Below are 26,967 nucleotides of genomic sequence, written 5' to 3'. Positions count from 1 at the left end.
GTGATAAGCGTTGTTAGCCACACCAACGTTCACGCTTCATTTGTACAAGGATAGGCAATGAAACCACCTGCAATCACCACTTTTCTGCTCACTTCACTGATTTCGTCAGCTACCGTTGCGGACAGCTTTGGCGCAAATAAAAAAAGTAAAAGCGACGATGAATGGCAGTTCTTGCTTGTATTCCCCATGATTTGGACGCCGAGTATCTCTGGTACAGTGGGTGATACAGATGGTCGCACTAATATCGATATTCCGTTCTCTAATATTGTCAGTAACCTAAACTTTGGCATCATGGGCGATTTCTACGCACAAAAAAACCGATGGCTTTTTGGGTTTCGTACCAACTACCTCCATATCAAAAGTGACACTAGCGCCACTTACACGCCCAAATTGCCAATCTTTCCAGAGATAAATGCCAACGTTGACGTGGATGCCACAATGTCACTCAATGACTTCTTTGGTGGCTATGAGGTAACGAATGGATTAGTACTGCTCACTGGAGTTCGCCATACTTACAGTAGTTTTAATGTTGGAATCAACATCAACGGCTCCCCTATTACACCTATTGAATCTGCAGAGCATCAGTTTGATTGGCTGGTTGGGCTCAAGTACGCGCATTATTTCAATCAAGACTGGGGATTAAGCCTGACCGTAGATACCAATATCGCCGGTGACAATGACGTAAATCGAGGTCTGAATTTAGCTGGGATTTACCGGCTTAGCGAACTTAATAATATTTGGTTTGGTTACCGGTATTTAAACCTTAAAACTGAATCTGGCCCCACTACGGTCGATGTAACGCAGCAAGGGCCAATGTTAGGCTGGGCATTTAGCTTTTAAGCGTCCTCAGTTTCATCTGCAAACTTGTCGCTAGATCAACATGAAGCCACAGCTCTTGTATGTCTTGAACACGGAAATAAACAATCATAGGGCTCCTAAGTGTTATCTTATGACGACGATGTCACAAGCCAAACTATCATTCTTGGAGCTCTATGATTTACCTATCTGTGCCACCGAATCAAAAGACGTGTATGTTTCCAATTAAAACTGATATTTAAGGCCTGTTGATTCGAGCAAGTTGTAGATCTCTCTCTGACTTTCTGACGTTCTACCTTTAGTCCCTCCGGCTTCACGAAGTTTATTCCTCATCGAAATCCATTCTTCACTCCCCCAAAGTAATGAGTCCTGCTTAAGTAGTTCAAACTGTTGATTTAAGTCTGCAATGATCTCCTCCCCAGATAGGAAAAAACCGACTTCGTTGTTGTAGAGCAAGGAGCGGAAATCAAGATTAGTTGTGCCAACAAAAGCGTTGTCGTCAATGATGAGAAACTTCGCATGCAACTTACCGTAGAACTGGTCGCCACCCAGCAACACTGAGTCTGGCTTACCCAATTGATAGAACTTGATTCGTGGATGATTGATGGTTTTCTTCCACGCTTTAGAGTTTAAATACGCGCGGTTTAGCTCATTTTTTTCGAGGTCATCATCCAACCATTTCTGTTTCAAAGCATCATCAGTCATTATCATCGATGGCACAGTATGCATGTCGATTACAGCCTGCGTGAAGAAGTTATCACTGGTTAGCACTGAGTTAGTAATGATTTCAATCTTGCGCTCCGGGTCTTGTTCCAACCATGTAAGAGTAGTGTTGAGATCTTTATCCAAGACTCCTTCGTCTTTTAATAGATCAGATTGAAGGAAAAGATAAGGAGAGACGACACGAATGGTCTTGAGGTTACTGTTGCTGTATGCGGTTTTCGCCAGAATGCCGCTAATCGAGTTAGCGTTGGCGCTTTTGTTTGTGCTGTAACGGGATACGACATCTTCAGCGTTGAGGTTATCAAGCTCGTGCGCAAACTTTGTATCGGTATCTCGATAGCCTTGATTCACATAGCTATTAATATCTGCGTACACATGGCTAAATTCCGAATTGGCTTTAAGTTGCTCCAGTGCGCTAAGCAGCAATCCGCGATCACGATTATAACTCGCCCACGTATTGAGTTTTTTGTTTCCCGGCTTGGTAAACAGCACTGTAAAGTAATACTCACTGAGCAGAGTCGGAGATTGCTCTGGGTTCGCATCGAGTTTTGGTCTGACTAAGATTTCAATATCCCGAAATGCACTGAAGTCTTTTTCACCATCACTATCGATGCCGTAGTAATGAAGTGACATATTACGGCCACCCGTTATCAAGTAAGCATGCTCATTGTAGAATCCATCGACGATAAACAGTTTATCGTGTGAACGTCGATTCCAACGGGACTCCCCGTCTGTCAATGCGTTGAAGACCACTGCTTGCACACGCGCTTTTTGTGTTGTCGCTTCGCCCTGTCTATCTTTGACGTACCCAGCACTCTCCTCACACTGCATTAGCCCTTTCAAGTTGCCATTGTTTGGGCTGTATGAACCGAGACTATCCACCATAATACGAATATCAACCCCACGCTCTACCGCTCGACACAATGCTCCTAGCGTTGCTTTACCAGCCAAATCATCGGCAAAGATGTAGTACGTCATATCTATGGTGTGTTTGGCATTTTCGATGAGAAATATCTTTGCTGCTAAACTCGTGATCGCATCTTGCTGTTCCGTTCCTATTACTTTCACATTGGCCTTTTGAACTGGAAGCAGCGTTTCTGAGGCAAGTTTGAGGTAATCTTTATCGAGCTCATCCGCCCCTCGCCAGCGTCGAGACTCCATAAAATCAGACGTCCATTCATCATTCGAGGTAACAGGAGAGTGAGCGTTGGATGCACAGCCCCCCAGTAAAATTAGAGAAGCTAAAACTGAGATCCCTTTCCACATATTGGTTCCTAACTACGTAACGACTTAATTAAAGAGCGGCCTAGCGCAAAGCTATCTTCCGCACAGAACTAAATTCTGCACAGAGCTGTAATCAGCACAAATCGATAGTCATCATTGAGCTATAGAATGTGCTTGCCGCCAAATACGATTCGATATCAAAGGTGACGCCTATTTACTTCGACGCCATCATTTGCCCTTCAAACTTAAGAACTTTCCATTGACGAGTCTCGATAAAAAACGCCGCCACAACCATGTACACCGCCACCAATGCAAGCAGCCCTAGACGTATCCACATCTTTTCATCTATCACACCTGAGCTCATCAATGTGGTGCCAATTAGCACCAACGCAGTATTGAGTGCAGTGGCGTAGATAGGTGCCTTGGCTGATTCAGTGTACATTTTCTGCCCCATAAAAATCGCCAACAAAGCAATGAATAACGTGTAAAAGCCAATGTTTGGTACCAAGGCAAGAAAGCCAAACACAATGATGGCTATTACCCCACCAATGGCATTGCTAATCAAAAGAAACATACTTAACTTCAGCGACTTTTCGCCAGTAATCATCAGCGACAACAAGGCGATAAATATCATTGACAGCAAGGCTTCGGAAATCTGGAATACAAAAAAGACGCATACCACGGGAAAGGCAATAATCAGGGCGCGCACCGCCGAAAACCAACGAAACGAATCTGACAATTCAATCGCGTTATGGCTTTGATACGCCTCTTCGCACTCAGGGAGGTAGACATGCATAAGTGCAAAAATACCGACTGATATCGCACCAGATAAGCTCAGGCCTACGGCCAAGAAGATGGTTGTTCCAGTGCTTTGAATAGCCATAAATGGCAACATTAACGTCGACATCAGTAAAATGGTCGCAAACAAGTTCCATTTCGGATTAAGGAACAGGTAGTAACCCACCAGCATCAAAGCAGCGACACTGAGCAACATCGGGATTGGATACTGTGCAAACCCAACACTCAGCGCCACACCGATGGCTACTGTAACGATCATGGCTAGCAGAAGCTCATAGACAATATCAATATGCAGCACACGTTTTTCAAACAAAAATTTTGCCGTGAAAATCGGCGCAACAAAGGCTAGAGGCCAATCTATCCACGCTGCCAAAAACGTCGCTAAAGCGACGCCAATTGTGAAGCGCAAGATACGATTTTGAGTAGCATCAGAGAGCCCAGAAGTGACACCGCTATGAGCCTCATTAATCGAACTATCTGACATAAGACATCCAACTTACTAGACGGATCCAAGCTTTACCTAATAGATTAAAGATCCCGTTGTCACTGGTATACACGACTACATCGGCTTGCCCACCGATTCTTAACAAACCCGTTGTATCTGTGGTATCAAACTCGATACTCACTGGCAGCATTTGAGTTTGTCTCAACCAGCCGGTCTGATTGTTGGCTTGTGCCAATTTACCTGCTTGATTGCTTTGCCCCCAATCAACACCCCAATCGACGCTGGAAACACGTCCCTTCACTACCTTACCCGGCGCAAAATCCAAGGCGATTTCCACCTCGTTCCCTGGTTGGATATTACCTAGGCTGTTCTCTCGAAAGTACGCTTCAATCCAGATACTATCAGTAGAAACAAACGTCATGATAGGTTGACCCGCACTGGCATAAAAACCCTCAGAAAGGCTAAAGTTTGATACCCCGCCATTGGTCGGTGCGCGTACGACAGTGCGCTCTAGATCGAGCTGCGCTTTTTCTAACGCTAATAGCGCGGCTTTGATTTGGCTATTTTCTTCACCTTCAGCGCCGAGTTGGCGATTAGCACGCTCTAAATCAGCTTGAGCATTCGCGACGTTAGCTCTCGCAGTCGCGAGATTTGCACGTGCTTTATCCGCTTCAGAATCTGACACCACACCTTTCTCTGCTAGCCCCAACACTCGCCTAGTTTGCAACTCAACATTATCACGTTCAACGACTGCACTGGTGAGCCTCGCCTGAGCCGAGGCAATACTCGCGGTCTGTGCACCGACATTCTGCCCTGCAATTTCCAGATCTTGCTCAGCTTTCTTAACCGCAATCTCATAATCCACTGGATTAAGAGACACCAAGATATCGCCCTCAGAGACCAATTGATTTGGTCTTACTTGAATATCAATAACTTGACCTGACACTTGGGGTTTTACTGGCACGACATAACCTTGAACTCGGGCGTTGTCGGTTGAAGGGACAATTCTGTCAGAAATGATACTCACACCAAGGCTAACCGCTATAGCGATGATGAGGCCATTAGTCACCTTTTTGACTTTGTTTTGTTTAGCGTTCGCTTGCTGACTATCCAACTCTTTTTGCTCAGCATTATCCGTGGATGAGATAGCCGGTTCGCTTTTATCACTCATTATGTCGCCCTTGTTACAATTCTTCGACTTTAGTTTATTTAGGTATAGACTAAGTAAGCGGGGATTGAAAATTAATTACGTTATAAATTAGTACATTAGAGTCATCAATCATGCATTCAGCTTTCATTCTCAATCATTGATAATGTTAACGGGCACGATATCTAAAAGTTGCCATTTCACGCCAAGTGGCTAAGCTAAAAACAACGCTTTTCAAGAGTCAGAATCATGCCTACACCCCAAGAGCCCGCCAATCGACTGATCAAATCAAGTTATGCTCGTATTTTGGTCGAATTATTTCGTGAATACGGTGAAGATCCACACCAAGCGATCCGCGACTCAGGACTGCCACCCGATCTGTTTGATTTAGACCAAGAGTTTTTGCCCCAAGAGCCTGTAAAAAGGCTGTTATATTTACTCGGCAATCAACTTGGAATGACCAATTTTGGTGACCTAGTAAGAACCGCCATCAAGCAAAAGTCACTACCAAAGCTGTTAGGGCAATTCTCTGAGTGCAGTACAGTGAGAGACGCCTTGGAGCTCTCACGCGATGTATTTGCTTATGACGCCACCAACGTTAGCGTTGGACTTGAAACCGTGCACGGAAGAACCTGGTATTGGTGTAAGCGGGAGAATGATGGCAGTGACCCGTTTATTTGGTCTGAAGTCTGGGCTGTGTTGTATGCGATTGAGCTCGTGCGAGCGCTAACCAAGAGTCAATGGACGCCAAAACAGCTTAAAATCCAGATTGATGAAATCGAGCTTTACCAAGCGATCATTGGCAAATCGACTCAATACATCGTCAGTAATGATCGTATCGAGTGGCTAATCGAAGAGGAGATTTTAAATCAGCAGCCTAACATCACGGCCAAAGATACCGAAACCCAAGCGCCACTTGTCACCTGGCATGCCAACTTTACAGACCAAGTTTTTACCGCACTATTACCCTATGTACGTGAACATAACTTAACACTCGAAAACGCGTCCAAGCTCCTTAAGCTGTCCCCACGAACATTGCAAAGGCGCCTCAAAGAAGAGCGCACCAACTTTCGTCATATCAAAGATAACTTAGTTTTCACCGTTGCCGTCGACATGATGGGTGAGGAGCTGTCTCTTACTCATATTGCCAGTCAACTGGGATTCTCTGATATTTCCCATTTCTCGCGCTCGTTTAAACGCATTAGTGGACTAACGCCCAAGCTTTACCAGAAAACAATACTGAACCTAAACCACAATCATCGGGCTCAGTAGGCAAATAAGGCAATCCATTACCAACTGTTACACAACACGAATAAAAACTATAATTTGTACATGTACATAGTCGACTTATGCTGGTAGCGTGTCGGCGATATTGAGTAATGAGTTTTAGAGGTTGTCACTGTGCGTATACTTGCTTGGTTTTTCGCTATTGTTTCCGTGAGTGCTTATGCCAATGATTGGAGCTGGCAAGACCTAGCTCAGGAGATTGACGCACCAAGCTACAGTAATCATTTTAAAGACTACGACATCAGAGCACGCTACGATTTGATGATGATTGTTGACTATCAAAATAGTCATGATGATGAAAAGCTAGCGCGCGAAAATGATTATCGCCAAGCCCTGCTTCGCTTTGCTGAGAAAGACGTCAACATCCTTGAGCTGATTGAGGAACAAAAGCAAATAGACGAGGATCATTCAGACTGGAACATGAAAGTAAACAATGATCTGATTGGCAAACAAGGACGACTCCCAGGCTTTATCGTTCCACTGGAATTCGACAACTTAACAGTCACTGAATTTATCCTGGTTCCCACTGCCGGAGCCTGTATCCACACCCCGCCCCCACCAGCGAATCAAATGGTCGTAGTTAGCTTTCCGCAAGGCGTACAATTCAGAGGTTTATATACCCCAGTTTGGGTGGAAGGAACGCTGGCTCAACAAACTAACTCGTCTAATATTGAGCTGTCAGACGGCGCCACGGATGTGACCACCGCCTATACAATGGAAGCTCAGTCAGTAGAAGTGTACGAGTAGAAACCTAAGCGAACTTATTCGCTCTCTGTTTCAACCGTTCTTGGACGCTGACCAAGACGATAAATCTTTTCAGCGCGAGTACCGAAAAACCAAAAGCTTGCTGCGAGTACGGCAAAAAACAATGCTTTATGCGTGCCTTCCCAAAAGTACTCAACGAATCGTGTATACAGGTTAATAAACACGAAAATTAAACCAAAGCCGCGATTTAGCTCATCGTCAAACTTGATACCGTGATAAAGCGCCGCAAGCGAAGCGATGAGCAACAACACCGACCAATGGATGAGCGAAAACTGGCTCACATCCCCCCACTCTGCGAAATCGGCGTAATTGCCAAAAATGGAGACAACCCATAGCGACAGGAAGAACAAAAACAATCCATACGCACGAGTCGTAAAGGAAAAGTCTTCAAACTGTGGCCACTTACGCTGAGTTGCCATTCCCAGCGCAACCAAAATTGCACTAAACAATACAAACCGCAAAGGCAGTGTCATACCAAGAAAATAACCAGACTCATCCCACTGGTAGGTTTCAATGCCAAACCAAATGCTCAAACTGAGCAAGGCACACGCCCACACCAACAACGATGGTATCCAAAATCCAAGTAGCCCATAAACAATGGATGCAAGTAAGATCAGTTTCGTTAAGCTATTGGTTTCGATGACTTGACCAATAAAATAGATAGAAATAGCGGTGCTGATGATACCCAATACGAATAGTGCTTCATTACTGAATGTTTTATCTGGAGCGCTCGACTTTCTTCTTACACCGTAGAGATAAAAACCCGCAGCCACGACGGCAAAAAATCCACTTTTCGCGATATCCGGCGCGCTAAAGATTTGTTCGATAAATTCAATTAACCACTTGTCGAGCAGTACTGACAAAACTGAGAGTACGATACATAAAATGGCGACCCAGAATGAGTACTTAGCAATCATTGACCAGTCAATACTCGCCACTTCGTAACTGCCTTTGAGTTTGCTGCGATCTTCGTCAGTGATCACACCCTCTTCGTACCATTGGTCAATCGCACTGCTTACCACGCGACTTTCTCTTTTTGACAGCTTCATCGCTCTATTCTTCCGTTCAGTTGCTTGAGGTTAACCCTCAAAAATTTGTCGCCACACTATACAAATAGCTCAGACTTCGCAAACAAAACAGCGTCCCCGGATATCAGGACTTTGTCAGTTTTTAGTAACCCATAGAGAACGCCCGTCCGCGCTGAGGCTTGCAGCGCAGTCAAACTTGTCTTGTTTAGCCTTTCGCCCCAATAAGGCATGAGACCAGCGTGAATCGATCCTGTCACCGGATCTTCGTCCCCTCCATTTGCTGGCCAAAAATATCGGGAAACAAAATCATAGTGATCATCATCACTTAGCGCTGTTGCGACCACATCGAAAGGCGCCAAGCGCTTTAACTGTTCATTATCTGTTTCCAAATCGAGCACATCACTGGCTTGGTCGTACACAGCAAAATAGGCTTGCTCACTTCGTAAAATATGTTTGGGTTTTATAGAAAGACCGTCTAGGAGAGGCGTTGGAATTTCTGCTACCGGGTATGGAGCGTAATTGGGAAAAGTCATTTCGATTTTTCCCTGCTCACCTTTTGATACGACTAAGTCACCGACCTTTTCCGTAGAAAACGTGATTTTGCCTGTTAGTTTGAATTGCTCAAACAGCACATATGCCGATGCCAACGTCGCGTGACCACAAAAATCGATTTCCATCATGGGGGAAAACCAGCGGATGAAGTAGTGGTTGGTACCAAGGTGTTTTAAGAAGGCTGTTTCGGACAAGTTATTCTCGATTGCGACGTTTTGCATCCAAGTTTCATTCTGGTAATCATCAACGACGATGACAGCGGCACTATTGCCTTTAAATGGAACTTGGGTAAACGCATCAACAATCCATTGCTCAGTCATTGGTATCCTTCCCTTACTTTGCTGATCCCCGCTCAACTAGCTCGATTGGTGTAGGCAATCCGCTTGCGGTAGATTCGATAAACTAGAGCAAGTAGTATACAAACAATAGCAGGTACAACAAGCGCCAAAAATTCCAAGCTCTTGAAAAGTAAAGCACCAACAATGCCGCCAAGGATAAAGCCAAGCAAAATTGTCACAAACAGCTTCGCTTTACGCTTATCGAATGTCTCTCCTCGCAACGTAGAGCCAATCATAATCCCAAGATCAGTGACAATCCCAGTCACGTGCGTTGTACGAACAACCGCACCGCTAAATGTCGTTGCGAGCGCATTCTGCAGGCCACACGCCGCCGATGCAAAATAGCTACCGGTTTGCGAGCCACTAAGCAAAAAGTATGTCGCAGTGAATAAAAATAGGCTCTCGATACAAAGTAGCCATTCGTACTGTCGACCAAGCTTAAGTGATACGTTCGAAATGAATAGCCCAGAAATGGCCGACCCAACAAGAAAACTCACAACAATGGCCGACAAGTGCCCTGCCGCTGACCAATCATTGATTAGCTGAGTTCCAAGTAGCGTTGCCGTCCCTGATAGGTGTGAAATAGCTTGGTGTTGAAATCCCAGTAGACCGATAGCGTTTACGGTTCCCGCAAGCAACGCTAGAACAAAAGCTCCAGATTCAATCCAACGTGGTAGTTTAGAGATCACCTGAGTACCTCACGACAACAAAATAGGTTAACGACAAAATAGACTAGCGACGATTAAATCGAAGCGTGCATCATAGTCCTATCGAGCGGGTTTTCTTTGATTTGAAGCACATAATATGTTGCGGACCGGCTTCTCCCCCTAAATAGAGGTCTCCAGTGTCATCAAAACCGACTTTTTGATACAACTGGTAAGCGGCGGTGTTTTTGCAATTGACGGTCAGATACAAATCACAGGGCGCGATGTTAAGCCAAGAATGAAATTGTCCGGTAATGAGGTTCAGAGAAGCTTTGGCAAGCCCAAGTCCTTGATAGCGTTTATCGATAAAGTAGGCTCTTAGCCCTATCGCGCCGCTAGGTGCATCGCTCATAGTGCTTGCATAGCCTTGATCGAGTAAAAAGAATCCTACCGCTATGTCATTGGAATAAATGACCCATTGGGTCTCTAATGGCTTAGTGAGACTTTTATGAACAATTTCCGACGTGATACCCACAAATGGGAGTTGGCTGTCTTCTACCGAAAGAGTGACTAACTCCTCGGTAACTGGAACGTCTATTTTTCTAATCGTTAACGTCATAAAACCAATCCATGTTCATTCCAATCAAACTCCATTTGTTTCGCCGTTTTTAACGCCACCTCTCGGCCCTTTAGCTTTTCAACCAACCTTAGGCTCATATCGATGCCCGCAGATATCCCCCCAGAGGTCACTATGCTGCCAACATCCACCCAAAGTACTCCAGACTTAACCGTCAAATTCGGAAACTTCGCTTTTAAATCATCTTGGTCTTCCCAATGAGTAGTGACCGCTTGATTGGTAATAACCCCAGCTTTGGCTAACAAAAAAGCACCGGTACACACCGAAGCGACGAAATCCGCCTGTTGCGAAACTTTGGCAATCCAGTCCATAGATTTGTCATTATTCATCTCTGGTTCGTGAATACCGCCGGGAATAATGACAACGTCAAGTTTTGGATGACTTAGAATCGAGTGATCAGACTGAACGTTAAATCCGCCGCGCGCACTTACCGTACCGTGGTTATGTGATAGCAAACTGACGCTCCACTTGTCTTCATCAGACAAAAAGCGGTTTGCCGTAGAAAACACCTCAAACGGACCTGCGAAATCCAATACCTCGACGTCCCTATAGATATAAATCCCAATGTTCATGGCACCCGCCCTTTGTTAATACTCTGTTACCCACATTATTCAGATCTAACAAAAATATCAACTTCTGCGCGCACACTATTGTTTGCTGAACAAAGTGTTTGCTGAACAAAGTGTTAACTAGAGTTGAAGTCACGCTTTACGACAAACGCTTATACATCACATAACTATCAACATAACCAAGGCGACCATGGTTATAAGCTCTAGGTATCGTACCTATGATCTCGAAACCTAACCTCTTCCAAAGCTCTACCGCAATCTTATTGGACGATACAACACTGTTAAACTGCATCGCTTCAAACCCTAGCTCAATTGCAACTTGCTGAGAGTGCTCACACATTTGCCTTGCTATACCTTTACCTCGAGCATTTTCTGAAACCATGTAACCACAGTTGCAAATATGACGACTTGGTCCAGCAGCATTTGGCTTGATATAGTAGGAGCCCAATATCTCACCTTCAACAACATAGACAAAGGTCTTTAAAGGTACCTCGCACCATATTTCACGTGACTGCTCTAGCGTCATATGTGGTTCGAACGCGTAGGTTTCTTGAGCGGCGATGATTTGTGAAAAGGTAGGCCAAAATGCGTCAAAATCCTCTTTCGTCATTTCACGTAACATAGACTCTTCCTTGTCTCTAATATAAATCGGTTCAAACGCGCTCGAGATGATTCAACGGCGACCAACCCATTGCATCTTTGTCGCTGGACTTTGCACACCAAATCCAACCGTTGAGTTCAAATTCAGCAACAAGTAATTCACCCACAGATAAGCGATGCTCAATAGCCTGGTAGTCTTTCTGAACGGTTGCAATATCACTCTCTATGATGAGAATTTGCTTAGGAACCCAGCCCTTTTTGTCTTCGCCACGACAAAATATCCAATTCGGCCAATCACCGTGAGCGTCAGACTCTTCGATTACCTTGAGCTGCTCTCCTTTTGTGATGATGATTGGTTTCTCAGGGGTGTCTGTGTAGTCTTTAACGACCTTGTATTGCATATTGCATCCTTTCTTTTTCATGCGCGACCTAGATACCCTAAGAAACAAGATAAGCCAGCAAGTCTACTACTTGTTTCGGTGTCGTCGCCCATGCTTGCGCCGCACCATCGACCTCTTTCAGAGCGTGCACCAAGCTGTCGTCGTGTAATGTAATGTAAGGTTTGCCAAGTGCTGCGCAGTAACCTGCATCAAAAGCGGCGTTCCACTGTTTGTACTTATCGCCAAACCGGATAATCGCAACGTCACACGCTTTGATAGCTGTTTGAATGCGTATTGCGTTTACTTTGGCAGACTTATGATCGCGCCAAAACTGCTGAGACTCGACACCTAAGCCGTCGCCTGCAGCATCACTTGATTCATGATGGGTATTGGCAGAGGTGAAGCTGATATCAAGGCTCTTCGCTTTGCATCCCTCAATGATCTGCTCTCGCCAGTCGGTATGAATTTCACCTGATAGATAGACTTTCAACACGTACTCCATTAACACATTGATTTTTAAGTCAGTCTACCCTCAACACACGGGCTGAGCAATGATGTTATTACTTACAGAAAGTATCGATGTAGAGCGCTTCTACCTTTTCTCTCGCCCACGGAGTTCGGCGCAAAAACTTTAATGAAGATTTAATTGAAGGGTTGTTGTAAAAGCAGTTGATCTGAATTTCCGCATCCAAACCTTTCCAGCCGTAATGCTCTTGAAGACGGACTAATATTTTTTCTAACGTTAGACCATGTAATGGATTGTTGGGCTGCTCTTGACTCATGTTTTGTACCTGAAATTAGTTAACGGGCGGCAGTGTAACAGATTGTGCTTTCACAAGCCGCAGATTCATCACCGGAGTTACAAGCAACTACTTTAGTGAGTAGTTCGCATAGCCTGAACAGCTTCTTTGATAGAATTGAATCCAATTTTGATAACACATACTTGAGCCAGTGCAAATTCATGGGCTTGTACCAACGATGTCACCTCTTCAAGTGTCAGAGTTTTATACTGAGCTTTGAACGAGATGTTATGACTGGAGTCCAATTCTACCTTGAAAACCTCTCCGCTAGAGTCGATCAATATGTCTTCGTCACTGGCAATGAGTGACTCCAACTCATTAACTAAGTCAGCTTCCAATGCAAGGAATAGCAATTCATCATCACCTTCGAGTTTAAATAGACATGGCCATTGGATCATAATTGTGTTCGTTAATAACTAAAGGTATTTATGCGCATTATTGTACGCTTCAATCTCTATCGGCGATTCTTGATAACCAAATATCTTTAACTGCAAGAAGTATTCACGAGTGATGCCCTCTAGGCTTAGCTCCTCAGCTTGACGCACATGGATTAATTCATGAGACAGCAGCAGTTTATCACCTTTTGCGGCATGCTTAATGTAAATGCCATAGCCATAAGTCATCCCTACTAAGTATGGCGAATCTAGCCCCAACCGCTCCATTTGAAACTTAAGAGAGTCATTCTTGGGCATAGGTAATTCATCAACATACAATACCCTAACCCTCTCGGGATGCTTTATACCGACGCGCTGAGCAATGTCCATATACTGCGGCAATAATGGGACACCATTTTCTAGCGCGCGCCTTTCATTATTCTTAACAAACTCAAGCGCTAACGGCATATAAGGGTCAATTTGATCCGTGATGTATTGCGGTGGGTTTTGGTACAACTCGTGATTGTCTTTACAACCGACTATGCCACTTAAAAGTACTGGGATAAAGAGTAACGTTGTATACTTAAGCAATGAAAACCTACCTTAACTGATTGATAAGAAGCCATATTCAAATCAAACAACGCTACCATAAGTATTTGAATAATCGGAAAGGTTGGTGTGTTTCTATACTGTCTCTCGCAATTTTGGCACAAAAAAACGCGCTAGCTTAACTAGCGCGTTTTTCATCAAAATTCAATTACGCTTGAGCTGGGCGTAACATAAACCAGTAAGGGAAGTTTTCACTCTTAGAAAGGACGTCAAAACCACGTCGTTCAAACGTCTTCACGACCTTTTCACTTGAAGCAACAACATACGTTGGCTTGCCTGCCGCATCGGCTTGATCAGTGACCGTTTTAATAAGTGCACTTGCTAAACCTTTGCCACCTGCTTTCGGAGATACTCCCAAGCCCCATAGCCAGTAGCAGTCTTGCATTGGAGGTACGGCAAGCATTTGTTCGCATACTTCTTTGGCAATCTCGATTCGGTTAGAACCCATCATGCGAGTAACGATAGATAACACTTCCATTTTCTGCATGACATCGGGTTGATGAGTGCCTGGCGGGCGCATGATAACGCAGCCATCTCTTTCAGGTGTTGTATAAACTTCTCCACCAGCAAGTCCCCATTCGCCAATTGCCCAGCGCCAGTAACAATCATGGGCAAAATCTGCCACTTCATCTTGACGCAATGCGGCTTGCATTGCTTCATTATCTGCGTATGCATCTAAGAACATGGCACACAGATCAGACACGGCAGTGTAGTCGGCTTTAATAATTTGTAATTCAGACATGCTACTTCCTCTTGGCTAATATGGGTTAGCAAGTTCAACTTTCCGCTTGCTAGTCTTGAATTGTCACCCGCTTAGGTTACTTACGTGCAAAACACATTGTCAATCACTCGACGAAGCATTTGACCACTCGCTAACCAAATCACAACAGTCTTTCAATATTAGCCAATGCTCTACCTTTTGTTACTAAATGTATCATCATGACTTATAGAGATTCATTTGCAACAATAAGCAGCTATTCCACTTCTAACAAACCGCCTATATATCTGTACCTAAGAGCGCTTGATGAAAATAGCCACGACAGCCGCAATGGCGAGGGCAAAACAATAGTAAGAGTTCGCGATGACATCCAATGGCGACAAGTTAAATACCGAACCCAGTAATAGTACCTGAGCGCCATACGGCAGCAGCCCTTGGATCACACAAGAGTAGATATCTAGTAGACTTGCCGAACGTTTTGGCGCGACTTGATACTCATCGGCCAACTCTTTAGCCACACTGCCCGACACAATAATCGCCACGGTATTATTTGCAGTGCACAGGTTAACCATCGAAACTAAACCAGCGATACCAAACTCACTTGCTCGTCGGCTTGAGGTTTTATCATGTGTCGAGCCAAAAATGCGGATAGCTCGACTCACTAGCTTAGTTAAAAATGCCAATCCACCTTGCTGGCGCATCAGCTCACTCAAACCACCAATTAACATCGATAACAGGAAGATTTCCTGCATATTGCCAAAGCCAGTGTAAATATCCTGGCCGAGTGTCGTTAGACTGTAGTCATCAACAGATAGCAAACTCACTCCACCAGCAAGTAAAATACCGACAGTCAATACAACGAACACATTCAAACCAGATACTGCTAAAAAAAGAATGGCCAAATAAGGCATTACTTTAAACCACTCAATTTCGCCAGTTTCAGGTAAAGTCGTCGCCGAACTATTGAACGCGAAAAAAAGCATTGCAGCTAACGCAGCGGGAATTGCTATTTTAACATTCTCTTTAAACTTATCTCTCATGTGACACCCTTGAGAGCGAGTCGCTGCAATAGTGGTATCCGAGATAATCGACAAGTTATCGCCAAACATTGCGCCACTTAGCACCACACCAGCCGTCAACGGAATACTCATTCCCGCTGATTGAGCAATTCCTAGCGCGACCGGTGCAACCGCTGCGATTGTTCCCATCGACGTCCCCATTGCCGTCGCAATGAAAGCGGAAATAAGAAAAATGCCAGGCAAAATCATACTGGTTGGGATTGCAGAAAGGCCAAGGTTTACCGTTGCATCAACACCACCCGAGGCTTTAGCGACCGCAGCAAAAGCACCAGCCAATAAATAGATCATGCACATTGCAACGATGTCTTGATGGCCAACGCCACGCAAGAACTGCTCAATCGCACGGTTAAGCTTCTCTTTACTCAGCAAGACTGCCAATACCACTGCAGGGAGCGCTGCAATCGGTGCTGGTAGCTGATAGAAAGCAAATTCAACCCCTTTCCAAGATAGGTAACTACCTACTCCAATAAAAAGAGTTAAAAACAGAGCAAGAGGTAACAGAGCCACGCCAGAAGCTTTAACTGATTGAGAAGTTTGATGTTGTGTAGACATACTAAAAGTCGCGTCGATGATAGAAAGGCGAGCAGACTAATCTCAACCAATAGACTTGTCAACGTCTAGACGTCCAAATGGCCAATAATTAATTCCGATAACTACATGAGTTGCGTATGAGGAATTAAAGCGCCGTAGAGTAGTGGTCATAGTGCTCAAGCCAAGCGATCGCCTCATTCATTGGCATCGCTTTAGCATAGTAGAAACCTTGCGCAACTTTAATTCCGTACTCTCTCGCGAAAGCCTGTTGCTGTACCGTTTCTACTCCTTCAATGACGACATCAAACGACAGCTCCTTTGAAAGTAAGGTTATCGCTTTAATAATCGCTCTAGTTTCTGGCTTGTTGGCTGCTTCTTTAGTGAAAGAGCAATCAATTTTAACGGTGGAAAATGGGAAGTTTTTCAACAAGTCTAGCGAGGCATTACCAGTGCCAAAATCGTCCAACTGCAATGCAAAGCCCATTTGCTTGAGCCTGTCTAGAGAAAGCAGTGTTTCTTGCTTGTTTCGAAATATCGCGGTTTCCGTGAGTTCGAGCGGAAAACGGCTCGCACTCAGTCCTGTTTCAAGCACTCTTCGCTTCAAAAACGGAATAAAGTGCTCATGGTCGAGCTGCACGGCAGAGATATTTATCGACACAGTATGATTGAAACCGTTGCTCTCCAATATACGTTGAAACTCAATGCATTTTTCAAACACAAACTCGCCAACCCTTATAATGTCGACTGTTCTTTCGAGCATTGGAACAAAGACAGCTGGGCTCACGTAACTTCCATTATCCTGTTTCCAACGTAACAGTGCCTCAAACCCCGTCACATTCAAAGTGCCCACTTCTACTTGAGGCTGAAACCAGACCTCAAAACTGCCCTGTTCAACTGCTCTGCGAAGTTTATGATACAAACTGAATTTACGTCGACTCGCCTCCCCAATATCTACCGTGAAACGCTGAATACCTGACGTACTCACAGGATTGCGCTTCGAAAAATACATTGCCGTATCCGCGCAGAAAAGTAGAGACTTGATCTCTACACCATCATCTGGATAACGTGCTATCCCAATAGAGCAATCAATTCGGAGTTGAGTAGATTCAAAAGTCACAGGAAGACGGACGAGCGCCTGTAACTCACGAGCAAACAACAACGCTTCTTGTTCACTATCTGCGAAATGTAGAATGGCGAATTCGTCTCCGCCCAAACGAGCGATACTGTCCCGCTCATCAGAGAGCTGTAAAATAGCCGCGCTCACCGTTTTCAACAGTGTATCACCGGCTAAATGGCCTAAGTTGTCATTCACAGACTTAAAGTTATCGATATCAAGGAAAAACAAGAATGCGCTTCGGTTATTTTCAAGAAGGACTTTAAAGCGCTCAAAAAAACTCAATCGGTTAGGAAGACCAGTAAGAAAATCGGTGCGAGCGAGAGACACTGCGTTTCCTTCTGCCTCTTTACGCATTTCGACTTCCGCAACAAGCGCTTTTTTACTCACGGTTGTGACTTGCAACTCCCGGTACATCTCCTCTAGACTTTGAAACAGTTCATGCCATTCTCGAATGCGGGAATTTTTCGACTGGTTCGAGTCATAATGAGCATAGTCTTGGCCAATTTTCTTCATTTCATGTCGCACGGTTTTAAGCGGCACAATCAACGCAGTATATAGCACAACCAAAACTACGAGTGCGAGAAACGTGGTACTGCCCACCGCCACAGTTTGATACCAAGATAGTCTTGATAACTCGAGCGTCGCAAGCTGCCTCGCCTCCTCACTCAAGTTATGCAGTTGAGTAATCAAATTCTGACTGTAAGTGTTCAGATTGATGGTAATCCACTGAATGTCCTTATCTATCGTTGCTTCGCTCAATCTCTCAAACTGCATTCTTATCCGAGCAATATCGGTAGACAGGCGCTTGGCCAACATCTTCTCTTCCAAGTGAGTGATGTTGAGTAGTTGACCCGCTTGCTCCTCGATCTTGTCTAGGGTATTCGACCACAGGGTTAGAGAGTCAGAACGACGATACAGATTATAATCAGCGACGATTACGTTTAAACGCGATGCTTGTTGACTGATTGCAAAAGCCTGCTCATCCAAAGACAGTACTTCATCTCGCACCGCATTTTGCTTTTGGGATAGGTAAGCCGTGGTTAACATGAAAGCGGCAACCAAAGTTACAAACAGGGTTAGAATTTGCTTAATACTGGTTTTCATAATCTAAAATCGTCTGTCTAAGCGGCGCAGCATCACGAAGCGGTTTTGGTCTTAATAGGCTTTTTGTGTCGGTCATTGAGTCAGTTGACAGCCCATGTGACTGCAACCAAACAAACTCACGATCAAACAACGCGATGAGTGGCTGGTAAAGCGACACCGATAATACGCTGTCTGCGAGAAGCTTTTGCACTTGTTTGGCATCAGCATTAAAGCTGTCCATCAGCACTTGCTTGGCATAATCAGGCTGATCTTCTAGGACGGATTCTGCGTCAATCATTGCAAGCAGCAATCGCGATACGTCTTCATCGGAAAGGCGTCGATGCGCCAGCATCAATTCATATTGAAGGAACGTTCCGGGAAAATACTTCACAAAGCCGGTCTGGTTTGTTTGAGAAATAAGCTCTGAAACAAAGGGCTCTCGAATCGTTATATAGTCGCATTCACCTTCAATGAGGTGACGATTAAGCTTAGAGACGGGCACAAATTTAAAGATGACATTTTGCGCGCCACTTCGCTCAGCCAAAGCTTGTCCAAAAAAGTGCAGCGCTGATACATATTGTGTACAGAGCACCTTATTTTCCAGATCCGCAAGGCTCGAAAATGGTTGCAGGCTTGCAATAGCATTGGAGTTATCTGAATCAAAGACCGTCGCGACTACACGATAATCCGGTAGTAAATCTTGACGTGCGAGATAGGCAATATCCGCGGCGAATATGACGTCGGCATCGATTTCACCATCAATCACTGAACGCAGCGCTAATGTTCCACTGGGTCTGGGTTCGATTGTCAGGTTCAGATTTTGCTTTTCAAACCTTTCCGCGGCATGGGCGAGATACAACAAACTGGCACCGGGCTGAAGACCCGTTACCACCGTGACATCTTTAGGTCGAGATTGCGTCGTTTCCTTCTCGCCACAGCCCAAAAGCAGTGTGGCGCACAACATCATAATCGGCACACGTCCCATGTAATGTACCTCGCCTTTTTTCTTTTAATATAGTAAACAATTTGCCGTATTGTATATTTCCTTTAAAAGTACAGAGGAATGAACAATTAGACAGCAACAACATCTGAAAAATAGATTGTTGATTGCCATGTTTTGGCAGCGGTGGTCTAATATGGACTCAACGGAAAGCCCTGATTGTAAAGGCTCTCTCTCAGAACAAAGGAAGCATGCCCCATGTCTCAGCACCAACCCACTTTTTTCTTCTTCGATTACGAAACTTGGGGGGTGAGCCCGGCGAAAGACAGACCTTGTCAGTTCGCTGGGGTAAGAACGGATGCAGACTTTAATATCATTGGCGACCCTTTGGTCATTTATTGCCAGCCACCCGCCGATTACCTTCCTTCACCAGAAGCTGCGCTCATTACCGGTATTACCCCTCAGCTATGCCAAGAAAAAGGGCTCTCGGAGCCTGAGTTCATCGCCAAAATTCATGAACAATTAGCGACGCCAAATACGACTAGTCTTGGCTATAACAGCATCCGCTTTGACGATGAAGTGACTCGATACACTTGCTACCGCAATTTCATCGATCCTTATGCTTGGAGCTGGCAAAACGGGAACTCTCGTTGGGATCTACTCGATGTCATGAGAGCGTGTCACGCACTGCGCCCAGATGGTATTGAGTGGCCAGAAAATGAAGAAGGATTTACCAGTTTCAAATTGGAGCACCTTTCCGTTGCCAACGGTATTGAGCATGAAAATGCTCACGATGCGATGGCCGATGTAATCGCTACTATTGAGCTAGCAAAAAAAGTCAAAGCAGCTCAACCGAAGCTGTTTGATTATTTCTATTCAATGCGGCAAAAGCGTAAGCTGAACGAGTTGGTTGATATCGTCAATATGACGCCACTGATGCACGTATCAGGAATGCTTGGGAAGGAGTGCCAGTATACCAGCTGGGTAGTCCCTATTGCTTGGCATCCTACCAATCAAAACGCAGTTATTGTGGCGGATTTAGCGAAAGATCCTCAGCCTTTGCTTGACCTTGATGTTGAAGCTCTGCACCAAAGACTCTACACCAAGCGAGATGAACTCGGCCAAGATGAACTTCCGGTGCCACTCAAGCTTATTCACTTAAACAAGTGTCCAATTCTTGCACCGGCCAAAACACTAACCGCCGAAAATGCAGCGAACATTGGTATTGACCGCGAACAATGTTTAAAAAACCTTGCGCTTATTAAGCAGCACCCAGAAGTTCGTGAAAAGTTGATTGGCCTTTACAGCATTGAACGTGAATACGCCGAAGACAATGATGTTGATACTCAACTCTACAATGGATTTTTCACTCCAGCGGATAAAAGCGCGATGGATATTATTCGCGAAACGGATCCTAACAACCTGTCTGCATTAGACATTAGTTTTAGTGACTCTAGAATTGAGCCTCTGCTATTCCGTTATCGTGCGCGACATTTCGCTTGGACGCTTGATGAGTCGGAGCAAGCAAGATGGGCAAATCATTGTCGTGAATTTTTCGAAAGTCGTATTGAAGACTACATGCTAAATATGGAAAACTTAGTTCACGAACATGAGTCTGACGAGAAAAAGCTCGCCATACTAAAATCCGTCTACCGCTACGTGGAACGTCTCGTTTCTTAACACCTTCATCCTCGTAGTCGAAGGTAGCCTAATGAATCTATGTTTAGGCTGCCCACTGTATGTACACACTATTTTTTACTAAGAGGAAGCCATGCTAAAAACCGTGCTTCGCTATATAGCCTCTTTTGCCATTATTTTTGTTTCACTTTGGTTAGGTAACGCCCTTCAAAGCTTACTCGACGTTTCCATTCCCGGAAGTGTGTTTGGAATGTTGCTTCTATTTGCAGGCCTAGCCAGCGGCGTGATTCCGGTTCGCTTAGTGCAACCCGGAGCTCATGTGTTTATTCGCTATATGATTTTACTATTTGTGCCGATAAGTGTCGGCCTGATGAATCACTTCGATATGCTAGTAAGCAACGCGCTCCCTATTCTCGCTAGCGCAGTGGGCGGCTCGTTAATCGTGATGATTGCGCTTTCGGTCTTCCTTGATCGCTTTTTAAAGAAGGGAGACAAATAATATGTGGCTTCCTGTCACCGTTATCGTGTTTTTTATTGCGCGCTTTATCGCCATAAAAGCGAAGAATCCTATTTTCAATCCGCTTTTGCTCAGCATCGCAATGCTGATCCCTCTGCTATTGGTACTAAATGTACCATTTGATACCTATTACGCAGACAACGAGTGGATCAGCTATTTGCTTCAACCTGCAGTTGTTGCCCTAGCATACCCTCTGTATGAGCAACTTCCTCAGATACGCCAAAACTGGCGCATCATTGCCCTCGCCTGCGGTGTGGGAAGCATCGCGTCAATGTTTACAGCATCGATAATCGCCGTATCGCTAGGTGCAGACATGGAGCTTATTGCTAGCTTACTCGGTAAGTCCGTTACTACTCCTATAGCGATGGAGGTTTCTAGTCATCTCGGTGGCGAGCCTGCGATCGCAGCCATCCTTGTGTTACTTGTTGGTCTATTCGGTGCCATAATGGCCTATCCAATTTACCAACTATTAGGCGTCACCCATCCGATTGCGAAAGGCCTCACGATGGGAACGGTATCTCACGCTCTAGGCACAGCTACGAGCGCTGAAAAAGATCCTCGCGATGCCGCGTTTAGCTCTCTAGCACTGGTAATATGCGGTGTTATTACCTCCGTACTAGCCCCCTCTATGTTCGCCTTTTCAATTTGGTTAAGCCATTGGCTTGGCTAATACCTATTGCGGGTTGTCGATTCTAACAATCCGCAATTTTGTGTGACCTCACTCTTATATTGCAACATTTACAATCGTTGCACTCATACATGTGATCGGCATCACCTTTAGTTCCTTGAAACTTGCTTAGAATGTAAAAAAACACTTAATCACATAGGAAACCGCATGACTGATCGTTTTGATTCTGCGTTGGCCGACACTCCAGAGCATATTGCCACCTTTTTAAAGCCTATTTTAACGGCTCCAGATTTCGATGCGACTTTATCTAAAGAGCAGTTTGAAAAGCTCCAGGCATTGTCTGGTCTTGACGATAGCGAGTTGCGTGTCGCCCTTTTACCTTTTGCAGCAGCGTATTCCTATGCGCCCATTTCAGAGTTTTTTGTCGGCGCAATCGTTCGTGGGTTATCCGGACGCCTTTATTTTGGTGCCAACATGGAAATCATCGGCGCTCAGCTTGGTCAAACCGTCCATGCCGAGCAGTCCGCTATCAGCCACGCTTGGATGAAAGGTGAAACTGGTCTGAAAGACATCACTATCAACTACAGTCCTTGCGGTCACTGTCGTCAGTTCATGAACGAACTCACTACCGCAGATTCTTTGGTTGTGCAATTACCACAACGTGATGAAATGACGTTACAAGAGTACCTACCAGAATCCTTTGGCCCTAAAGATTTGGGTATTTCTGACGCGCTAATGAGTCCTAAACAACACGGGCTAACAACCGATGAGACAGACACATTGGTTCTAGCTGCTGTCGACGCGCTTAATCAAAGCCACTCGCCATATACTAAGAACCTTAGCGGCGTTGCTATTAACACTAAAGACGGCAATACCTACAACGGTGCTTATGCGGAAAACGCCGCATTCAACCCTAGTCTGCCACCGCTTCAAGTTGCTTTCATGCAGCTGTTACTCGCAGGGCAATCGTTCGAAGATATTAAACTCGTGGCTCTTGCAGAAATGGCCTCTGGCAAAATCAGCCACCTTGCTGATACACAAGCGACGCTTGAAGCGATCGACCCAGATATTCCGTTGGAATATATCGCTTTATAGTCATCGGTTTTATTGAACAAAATCATAGCCTCGCCCTATTGCGAGGCTATTTTTTTAGCGATTCTACTAACTCAATTAATTTTCGACGCAAACGTTTGCTTTTTGAGGATAATCCAGTATGATCCTCGGCAATTCTTCCTCATGAACGTCAAGGATTTTATATGTTTGGTACAGCAACTCGTGAAAACGCTACACGTGTATTACTGTTGGGCTCTGGTGAACTAGGTAAAGAAGTCGCCATCGAATGTCAGCGACTTGGTTTAGAAGTCATCGCCTGCGATCGCTACGAAGACGCACCAGCAATGCAAGTCGCTCACCGTAGCTATGTACTTGATATGTTGGATGGGGAAGCACTAGAAGCCATCATCGAGAAAGAGAAACCAAGCTATGTGGTTCCGGAAATTGAAGCCATCGCAACGGACAAGTTAGTCGAGCTTGAAAACAAAGGACTCAATGTCGTCCCTACTGCGAATGCGACCAAGCTCACTATGAACCGTGAAGGGATTCGACGCTTAGCAGCAGAAGAACTCGGGTTGAACACCTCCCCTTACCAGTTTGCAGACAACTATGACGATTTTAAAGCAGCCGTTGAACACGTTGGTGTTCCTTGCGTCGTTAAACCAGTAATGAGTTCGTCAGGCAAAGGTCAGAGCGTTATCAAAACCGAAGCGGACATCGAAAAAGCGTGGACATATGCTCAGGAAGGCGGCCGCACTGGTGCTGGTCGCGTAATTGTAGAAGGTTTCATCGACTTTGATTACGAGATTACATTGCTGACAGTACGTGCGGTTGACGGCGTTCACTTCTGCGCACCTATTGGCCACCGCCAGGAAGATGGCGACTACCGCGAATCTTGGCAGCCACAAGTAATGACTGAAAATGCACGCAAAGCAGCGGAGTACACAGCAGAGCAAGTGGTTAACGCACTTGGCGGCTACGGTATTTTTGGCGTAGAACTGTTCGTAAAAGGTGATAAAGTGATTTTCAATGAAGTATCACCACGTCCCCACGATACGGGCCTAGTCACACTGATTTCTCAAGAAATGTCTGAGTTTGCACTTCACGTACGTGCATTCACCGGTATGCCAGTCAATAGCATTGCTCAATATGGCCCTGCGGCTTCAGCGGTGATTCTTGGTCAAGGCACCTCTAATAACATTCGTTTTGAGGGTCTAGATGAAGCATTGGCACTGCCACAGACTCAGGTGCGCCTATTCGGTAAGCCAGATATCGATGGTCGTCGCCGTTTAGGTGTGATTTTGACTAAACGCAAATCGCTTGAAACAGCGGTAGATGAGGCAGTAAGCTGCGCGAAGAAAGTGAAAGTCATTTACTAAACACACACGTTCTATCAATGCCAGAAAGCAGGCTCTGGAATGATTCAGTGCCTGCTTTTTATTCTCTTTCCTTTACTCCGCGTTTAACGTGACGCAGACCAAACGGCGAACTCGTTGCCACTGGGTTCAGTAAAATGGAAGCGGCAACCACCGGGAAAATCAAAGATTTCACGAATAATCACGCCTTGGTTGGCTTCGACCTTTTTGTATGTTGCCTCTATGTCGGCGCTGTAGAAGACTAGCAATGCACCGCCATTCTCAGCCGTTGAACATAGCTCTGCACGATAGAAGCCGCCATTTAAGCCTTGATTTTCAAACGCTGTATAGTCATCACCATAATCCTGAAAAGACCAGTCAAATACAGCCGTAAAGAAACGCTTTGTTTTTTCTAAATCACCGGCCGCGAATTCAACGTAGTCCAGTTTTACTTGCTCACTCATTTCAGCTCCATTGTTTGAGTCATCAATTACCGTTCATAGTAAAAGATCTATCCCTTTAGGTTTGTGAGAAGATAGGCATTTATCTCATACCTCCTACTGATCAGCTATACACTAAGATTACGTAACAGGTAATTGAGACAAAGAAAATGTTCACTCGAACCATAGGGAATCAGGTCTAGCGTGCGCACTAAAAAGATTTCGCATTTAAATAAACTTTTCGCCAAGTCACCATTACTGCTTTTTATTGCAATGATGACAGGTTGTTTTGGCGATACACCGAATGCGCGCTTTCTTGATTACCAGAAACGCATTGCCAACATTCAGCAAAGTGAACTAATCCCTGCCCCAGTTCTTGAGCTGGTCGAGCTTCCCGCAAAGCGTCAGCTTACCAAAGAAATACCACGGACGACTCTAGGTCTAGTGGACAGCTATCAGCTAAGAAAATGCAATCTATTTGGCTTAATTGCAGAGCGCAACTCAGTGCTTGGTAAAGTTCAGGATCAGTTTAGAAACTTCGACTACCAGTTGCAGCTTATTGATGGGCTTGAGCGCTGCTTAACCTCAAATCAAATTGAGCCAGAGCTTAAAGAAAGTCTACAGAAAATATTGGATGTGAAGTACCAGTACTTACCTGACTACTTTTTTAATCTTGTTTACACCAGTGATGCCATGCGGCTGCAACTAAGTGGTTCGGATTGGATTGTGAAGCGCGATGCCAGCCATGCATTACAAATAAGGGAGCCATTGGAGGCGTTCAATACTGTTGCCAAATTCATTGCTACCAGCGAACGAGGAACACTTGAGCGCCCTCCACTACTGACTGACTATCAAGAAACACTTGAAAAACAGAACGTGATTGGGCGTTTGGCCTTTTCTTTGGAAGCGAGTGAGCGATGGTTAAAAACGGTCACAGCTCAACTGCATCAATATGACGATAGCATTCCTTGTGGTAAAAACCGCGACATGTCACGCTTTAATTATCTGGTCAACGTCTTTAACAATGTCTTTGTCAAAGAGCTGCAACCCTACCTCTCTTTCCTAGATTCTGAATATCAGGCATTGTCGGCTCAAACCCTGTTTGTATCTGCGCTGCTTCAGACCAAGGATGACAGCGGTTACAGTCTAGAGGCGAAGCATCTCGCCTTCAAGCAAGCAAACCGTGCACATGTCGAGTACTGGAAACGTCTTTTTAAACGCTGTGGTCGCGACTTGTCCTCAGTGGTGAATCGATAAAAGCCAAATCTTTGTTACTCCGTCTCTCGTATACGATGGTATCGCGCAAAGCGCGGTATGCCGTTTTCAGTCCACCCATTGTGCTTAAACGTGACCGTCTTTCCTATTGCTGGAGGATTGGCTCTCTCTTCGTCGGTAAAACCCGTACCGATATAAAGTCGAACACCATCGTTTATCTCCACCAATATTGCCCCCATCATACCGTCGTACTTTCCTTTGCCCGGTTTATATCCAACGACAATTCCTTCTGTATCTTGGACCGTTTTTACTTTAATTAAGCTATTGTTTCGTCCAGGGTGATAAATTTCATGACGCTTTTTCAGCATTAAGCCTTCAGCTTCATCGTGGGTTACTTGCGTAAGTAAAGCTTGTAGATCTTTGTGCGTCTCTACTACCTTTTGCTCAACACACTGAATATGCGTATACGGCAGCGACTCACAATAGTTTTTAAGGTAACCATATCGCTGTTCAAATGAACCCAAGTGACCTGGCACATCAAACAGCATAAAAGTAATTGCTTGCCACTGTGATGAATCAGGTACTTTATCAAGTACCGTTTTTTGTACTTGTCCAAAGCCACCTCTTCCTGCCCACAGCTCCCCTTCAATCGTTATCTCAGGTAAGTCCTTAATGAACCATTTGGGCGCATTTAAAATACGACCGGATCGCGTGACCAACTCCTTCCCTGTCCAAATAGCTCGAATTCCATCGAGTTTTTCGCTGACATAATAGCTTTCAAGGTCGATATCTTGATGGTATTCCAAAGCGTTGGTGACGTTGGGAGCTTGATCGAGAAATTGGATACCGTGAGCGTCCACTTTTGCCACTAGTGCAGCAAAAACAACGAGTGTAGATACTTTTTCCATCGGCTTATA

Annotated in this window: 29 protein-coding genes; 9 read left to right on the top strand and 20 right to left on the bottom strand. The window is 44.9% G+C overall.

What is annotated here, in order from left to right; all coding sequences use genetic code 11:
* Positions 1-57: 57 nt before the first annotated feature.
* Positions 58-840, top strand: coding sequence for a hypothetical protein (locus ACVA6Q_RS18380; RefSeq protein WP_446648482.1), 783 nt, complete (start codon positions 58-60; stop codon positions 838-840).
* Between the two features lie 201 nt (positions 841-1,041).
* Here the strand turns inward: ACVA6Q_RS18380 and ACVA6Q_RS18375 are convergent, their stop codons facing one another.
* From ACVA6Q_RS18375 to ACVA6Q_RS18365, 3 genes are all read right to left on the bottom strand, one after another.
* Entirely contained in the window at positions 1,042-2,805 is a 1,764-nt protein-coding gene (locus tag ACVA6Q_RS18375; RefSeq protein WP_446648481.1) for a phospholipase D-like domain-containing protein, read from the bottom strand.
* 172 nt (positions 2,806-2,977) lie between these two features.
* Positions 2,978-4,045: a DUF2955 domain-containing protein gene (locus ACVA6Q_RS18370; RefSeq protein ID WP_446648480.1), complete on the bottom strand. Its 1,068-nt coding sequence runs from the start codon at positions 4,043-4,045 to the stop codon at positions 2,978-2,980.
* Complete coding sequence (locus ACVA6Q_RS18365; RefSeq protein ID WP_446648479.1) at positions 4,035-5,177, bottom strand: HlyD family secretion protein; 1,143 nt, start codon at positions 5,175-5,177, stop codon at positions 4,035-4,037. Before ACVA6Q_RS18365 ends, ACVA6Q_RS18370 begins: the two co-directional genes overlap by 11 nt.
* 225 nt (positions 5,178-5,402) lie before the next feature.
* On the opposite strand from ACVA6Q_RS18365, the gene ACVA6Q_RS18360 reads away from it, so the two are divergent.
* Positions 5,403-6,425, top strand: a complete 1,023-nt coding sequence (locus ACVA6Q_RS18360) for a helix-turn-helix domain-containing protein (RefSeq protein WP_446648478.1) — start codon at positions 5,403-5,405, stop codon at positions 6,423-6,425.
* Between the two features lie 129 nt (positions 6,426-6,554).
* A complete protein-coding gene (locus ACVA6Q_RS18355) occupies positions 6,555-7,187 on the top strand; it encodes a DUF3299 domain-containing protein (protein WP_446648477.1) in 633 nt (210 codons plus the stop codon).
* Positions 7,188-7,201: 14 nt separating this feature from the next.
* Here ACVA6Q_RS18355 and ACVA6Q_RS18350 read toward each other — a convergent pair whose 3' ends face one another.
* From ACVA6Q_RS18350 to ACVA6Q_RS18280, 15 genes are all read right to left on the bottom strand, one after another.
* Positions 7,202-8,254, bottom strand: coding sequence for a hypothetical protein (locus ACVA6Q_RS18350; RefSeq protein ID WP_446648476.1), 1,053 nt, complete (start codon positions 8,252-8,254; stop codon positions 7,202-7,204).
* A gap of 56 nt (positions 8,255-8,310) precedes the next feature.
* Positions 8,311-9,105: a PhzF family phenazine biosynthesis protein gene (locus ACVA6Q_RS18345; RefSeq protein ID WP_446648475.1), complete on the bottom strand. Its 795-nt coding sequence runs from the start codon at positions 9,103-9,105 to the stop codon at positions 8,311-8,313.
* A gap of 32 nt (positions 9,106-9,137) precedes the next feature.
* The gene (locus ACVA6Q_RS18340; protein ID WP_418642199.1) at positions 9,138-9,812 is read right to left on the bottom strand and encodes a YoaK family protein; all 675 of its coding nucleotides are present in this window, start codon (positions 9,810-9,812) and stop codon (positions 9,138-9,140) included.
* A gap of 70 nt (positions 9,813-9,882) precedes the next feature.
* On the bottom strand, positions 9,883-10,386 hold the full coding sequence (locus ACVA6Q_RS18335) for a GNAT family N-acetyltransferase (RefSeq protein ID WP_446648474.1): 504 nt from the start codon (positions 10,384-10,386) through the stop codon (positions 9,883-9,885).
* Positions 10,383-10,976, bottom strand: coding sequence for a DJ-1/PfpI family protein (locus ACVA6Q_RS18330; protein WP_446648473.1), 594 nt, complete (start codon positions 10,974-10,976; stop codon positions 10,383-10,385). Before ACVA6Q_RS18330 ends, ACVA6Q_RS18335 begins: the two co-directional genes overlap by 4 nt.
* Positions 10,977-11,112: 136 nt before the next feature.
* Complete coding sequence (locus ACVA6Q_RS18325) at positions 11,113-11,595, bottom strand: GNAT family N-acetyltransferase (protein WP_353496242.1); 483 nt, start codon at positions 11,593-11,595, stop codon at positions 11,113-11,115.
* Between the two features lie 31 nt (positions 11,596-11,626).
* Positions 11,627-11,974: an SH3 domain-containing protein gene (locus ACVA6Q_RS18320; RefSeq protein ID WP_353496243.1), complete on the bottom strand. Its 348-nt coding sequence runs from the start codon at positions 11,972-11,974 to the stop codon at positions 11,627-11,629.
* Between the two features lie 37 nt (positions 11,975-12,011).
* Positions 12,012-12,455 carry a YtoQ family protein gene (locus ACVA6Q_RS18315; protein WP_446648472.1) on the bottom strand — a complete coding sequence of 148 codons (444 nt, stop codon included), beginning with the start codon at positions 12,453-12,455 and terminating at the stop codon, positions 12,012-12,014.
* A gap of 58 nt (positions 12,456-12,513) precedes the next feature.
* Positions 12,514-12,735, bottom strand: coding sequence for a VF530 family protein (locus ACVA6Q_RS18310; RefSeq protein ID WP_353496244.1), 222 nt, complete (start codon positions 12,733-12,735; stop codon positions 12,514-12,516).
* Positions 12,736-12,827: 92 nt separating this feature from the next.
* A complete protein-coding gene (locus tag ACVA6Q_RS18305) occupies positions 12,828-13,151 on the bottom strand; it encodes a DUF4144 family protein (protein WP_353496245.1) in 324 nt (107 codons plus the stop codon).
* An 18-nt stretch (positions 13,152-13,169) separates the two neighbouring features.
* Positions 13,170-13,718 (bottom strand): hypothetical protein, encoded by a 549-nt coding sequence (locus tag ACVA6Q_RS18300; RefSeq protein WP_446648471.1) that lies wholly within the window; start codon positions 13,716-13,718, stop codon positions 13,170-13,172.
* A gap of 166 nt (positions 13,719-13,884) precedes the next feature.
* Positions 13,885-14,478 carry a GNAT family N-acetyltransferase gene (locus tag ACVA6Q_RS18295; RefSeq protein WP_446648470.1) on the bottom strand — a complete coding sequence of 198 codons (594 nt, stop codon included), beginning with the start codon at positions 14,476-14,478 and terminating at the stop codon, positions 13,885-13,887.
* A gap of 269 nt (positions 14,479-14,747) precedes the next feature.
* Positions 14,748-16,085 carry a Na+/H+ antiporter NhaC family protein gene (locus tag ACVA6Q_RS18290; protein ID WP_446648469.1) on the bottom strand — a complete coding sequence of 446 codons (1,338 nt, stop codon included), beginning with the start codon at positions 16,083-16,085 and terminating at the stop codon, positions 14,748-14,750.
* Positions 16,086-16,209: 124 nt separating this feature from the next.
* On the bottom strand, positions 16,210-18,285 hold the full coding sequence (locus ACVA6Q_RS18285) for a putative bifunctional diguanylate cyclase/phosphodiesterase (protein ID WP_446648468.1): 2,076 nt from the start codon (positions 18,283-18,285) through the stop codon (positions 16,210-16,212).
* Positions 18,269-19,249 carry an ABC transporter substrate-binding protein gene (locus ACVA6Q_RS18280; protein ID WP_429759515.1) on the bottom strand — a complete coding sequence of 327 codons (981 nt, stop codon included), beginning with the start codon at positions 19,247-19,249 and terminating at the stop codon, positions 18,269-18,271. The genes ACVA6Q_RS18285 and ACVA6Q_RS18280 overlap by 17 nt, the downstream gene beginning before the upstream one ends.
* Positions 19,250-19,462: 213 nt before the next feature.
* Here ACVA6Q_RS18280 and sbcB point away from each other — a divergent pair, with 213 nt between their 5' ends.
* From sbcB to purT, 5 genes are all read left to right on the top strand, one after another.
* Positions 19,463-20,884: an exodeoxyribonuclease I gene (gene sbcB, locus ACVA6Q_RS18275; RefSeq protein WP_446648467.1), complete on the top strand. Its 1,422-nt coding sequence runs from the start codon at positions 19,463-19,465 to the stop codon at positions 20,882-20,884.
* Positions 20,885-20,975: 91 nt separating this feature from the next.
* Positions 20,976-21,341: a CidA/LrgA family protein gene (locus ACVA6Q_RS18270; protein ID WP_446648466.1), complete on the top strand. Its 366-nt coding sequence runs from the start codon at positions 20,976-20,978 to the stop codon at positions 21,339-21,341.
* 1 nt (position 21,342) lies between these two features.
* Positions 21,343-22,029 (top strand): LrgB family protein, encoded by a 687-nt coding sequence (locus ACVA6Q_RS18265; RefSeq protein ID WP_446648465.1) that lies wholly within the window; start codon positions 21,343-21,345, stop codon positions 22,027-22,029.
* 165 nt (positions 22,030-22,194) lie between these two features.
* Positions 22,195-23,082, top strand: a complete 888-nt coding sequence (gene cdd / locus ACVA6Q_RS18260; RefSeq protein WP_446648464.1) for a cytidine deaminase — start codon at positions 22,195-22,197, stop codon at positions 23,080-23,082.
* A 161-nt stretch (positions 23,083-23,243) separates the two neighbouring features.
* The gene (gene purT, locus ACVA6Q_RS18255) at positions 23,244-24,419 is read left to right on the top strand and encodes a formate-dependent phosphoribosylglycinamide formyltransferase (RefSeq protein WP_446648463.1); all 1,176 of its coding nucleotides are present in this window, start codon (positions 23,244-23,246) and stop codon (positions 24,417-24,419) included.
* Between the two features lie 83 nt (positions 24,420-24,502).
* On the opposite strand, the gene ACVA6Q_RS18250 is transcribed toward purT, so the two are convergent.
* Entirely contained in the window at positions 24,503-24,859 is a 357-nt protein-coding gene (locus tag ACVA6Q_RS18250) for a VOC family protein (RefSeq protein WP_353496256.1), read from the bottom strand.
* Between the two features lie 180 nt (positions 24,860-25,039).
* Here ACVA6Q_RS18250 and ACVA6Q_RS18245 point away from each other — a divergent pair, with 180 nt between their 5' ends.
* Complete coding sequence (locus ACVA6Q_RS18245) at positions 25,040-26,092, top strand: DUF3080 family protein (protein WP_446648462.1); 1,053 nt, start codon at positions 25,040-25,042, stop codon at positions 26,090-26,092.
* 14 nt (positions 26,093-26,106) lie between these two features.
* Here the strand turns inward: ACVA6Q_RS18245 and ACVA6Q_RS18240 are convergent, their stop codons facing one another.
* A complete protein-coding gene (locus tag ACVA6Q_RS18240) occupies positions 26,107-26,958 on the bottom strand; it encodes a DNA ligase (protein WP_446648461.1) in 852 nt (283 codons plus the stop codon).
* Positions 26,959-26,967 lie beyond the last annotated feature (9 nt).

This window comes from Vibrio sp. DNB22_10_4, assembly GCF_052879755.1.
The sequence above is the reverse complement of the archived record's forward strand: the minus strand, read 5'-3'. Positions and strand labels throughout refer to the sequence as shown.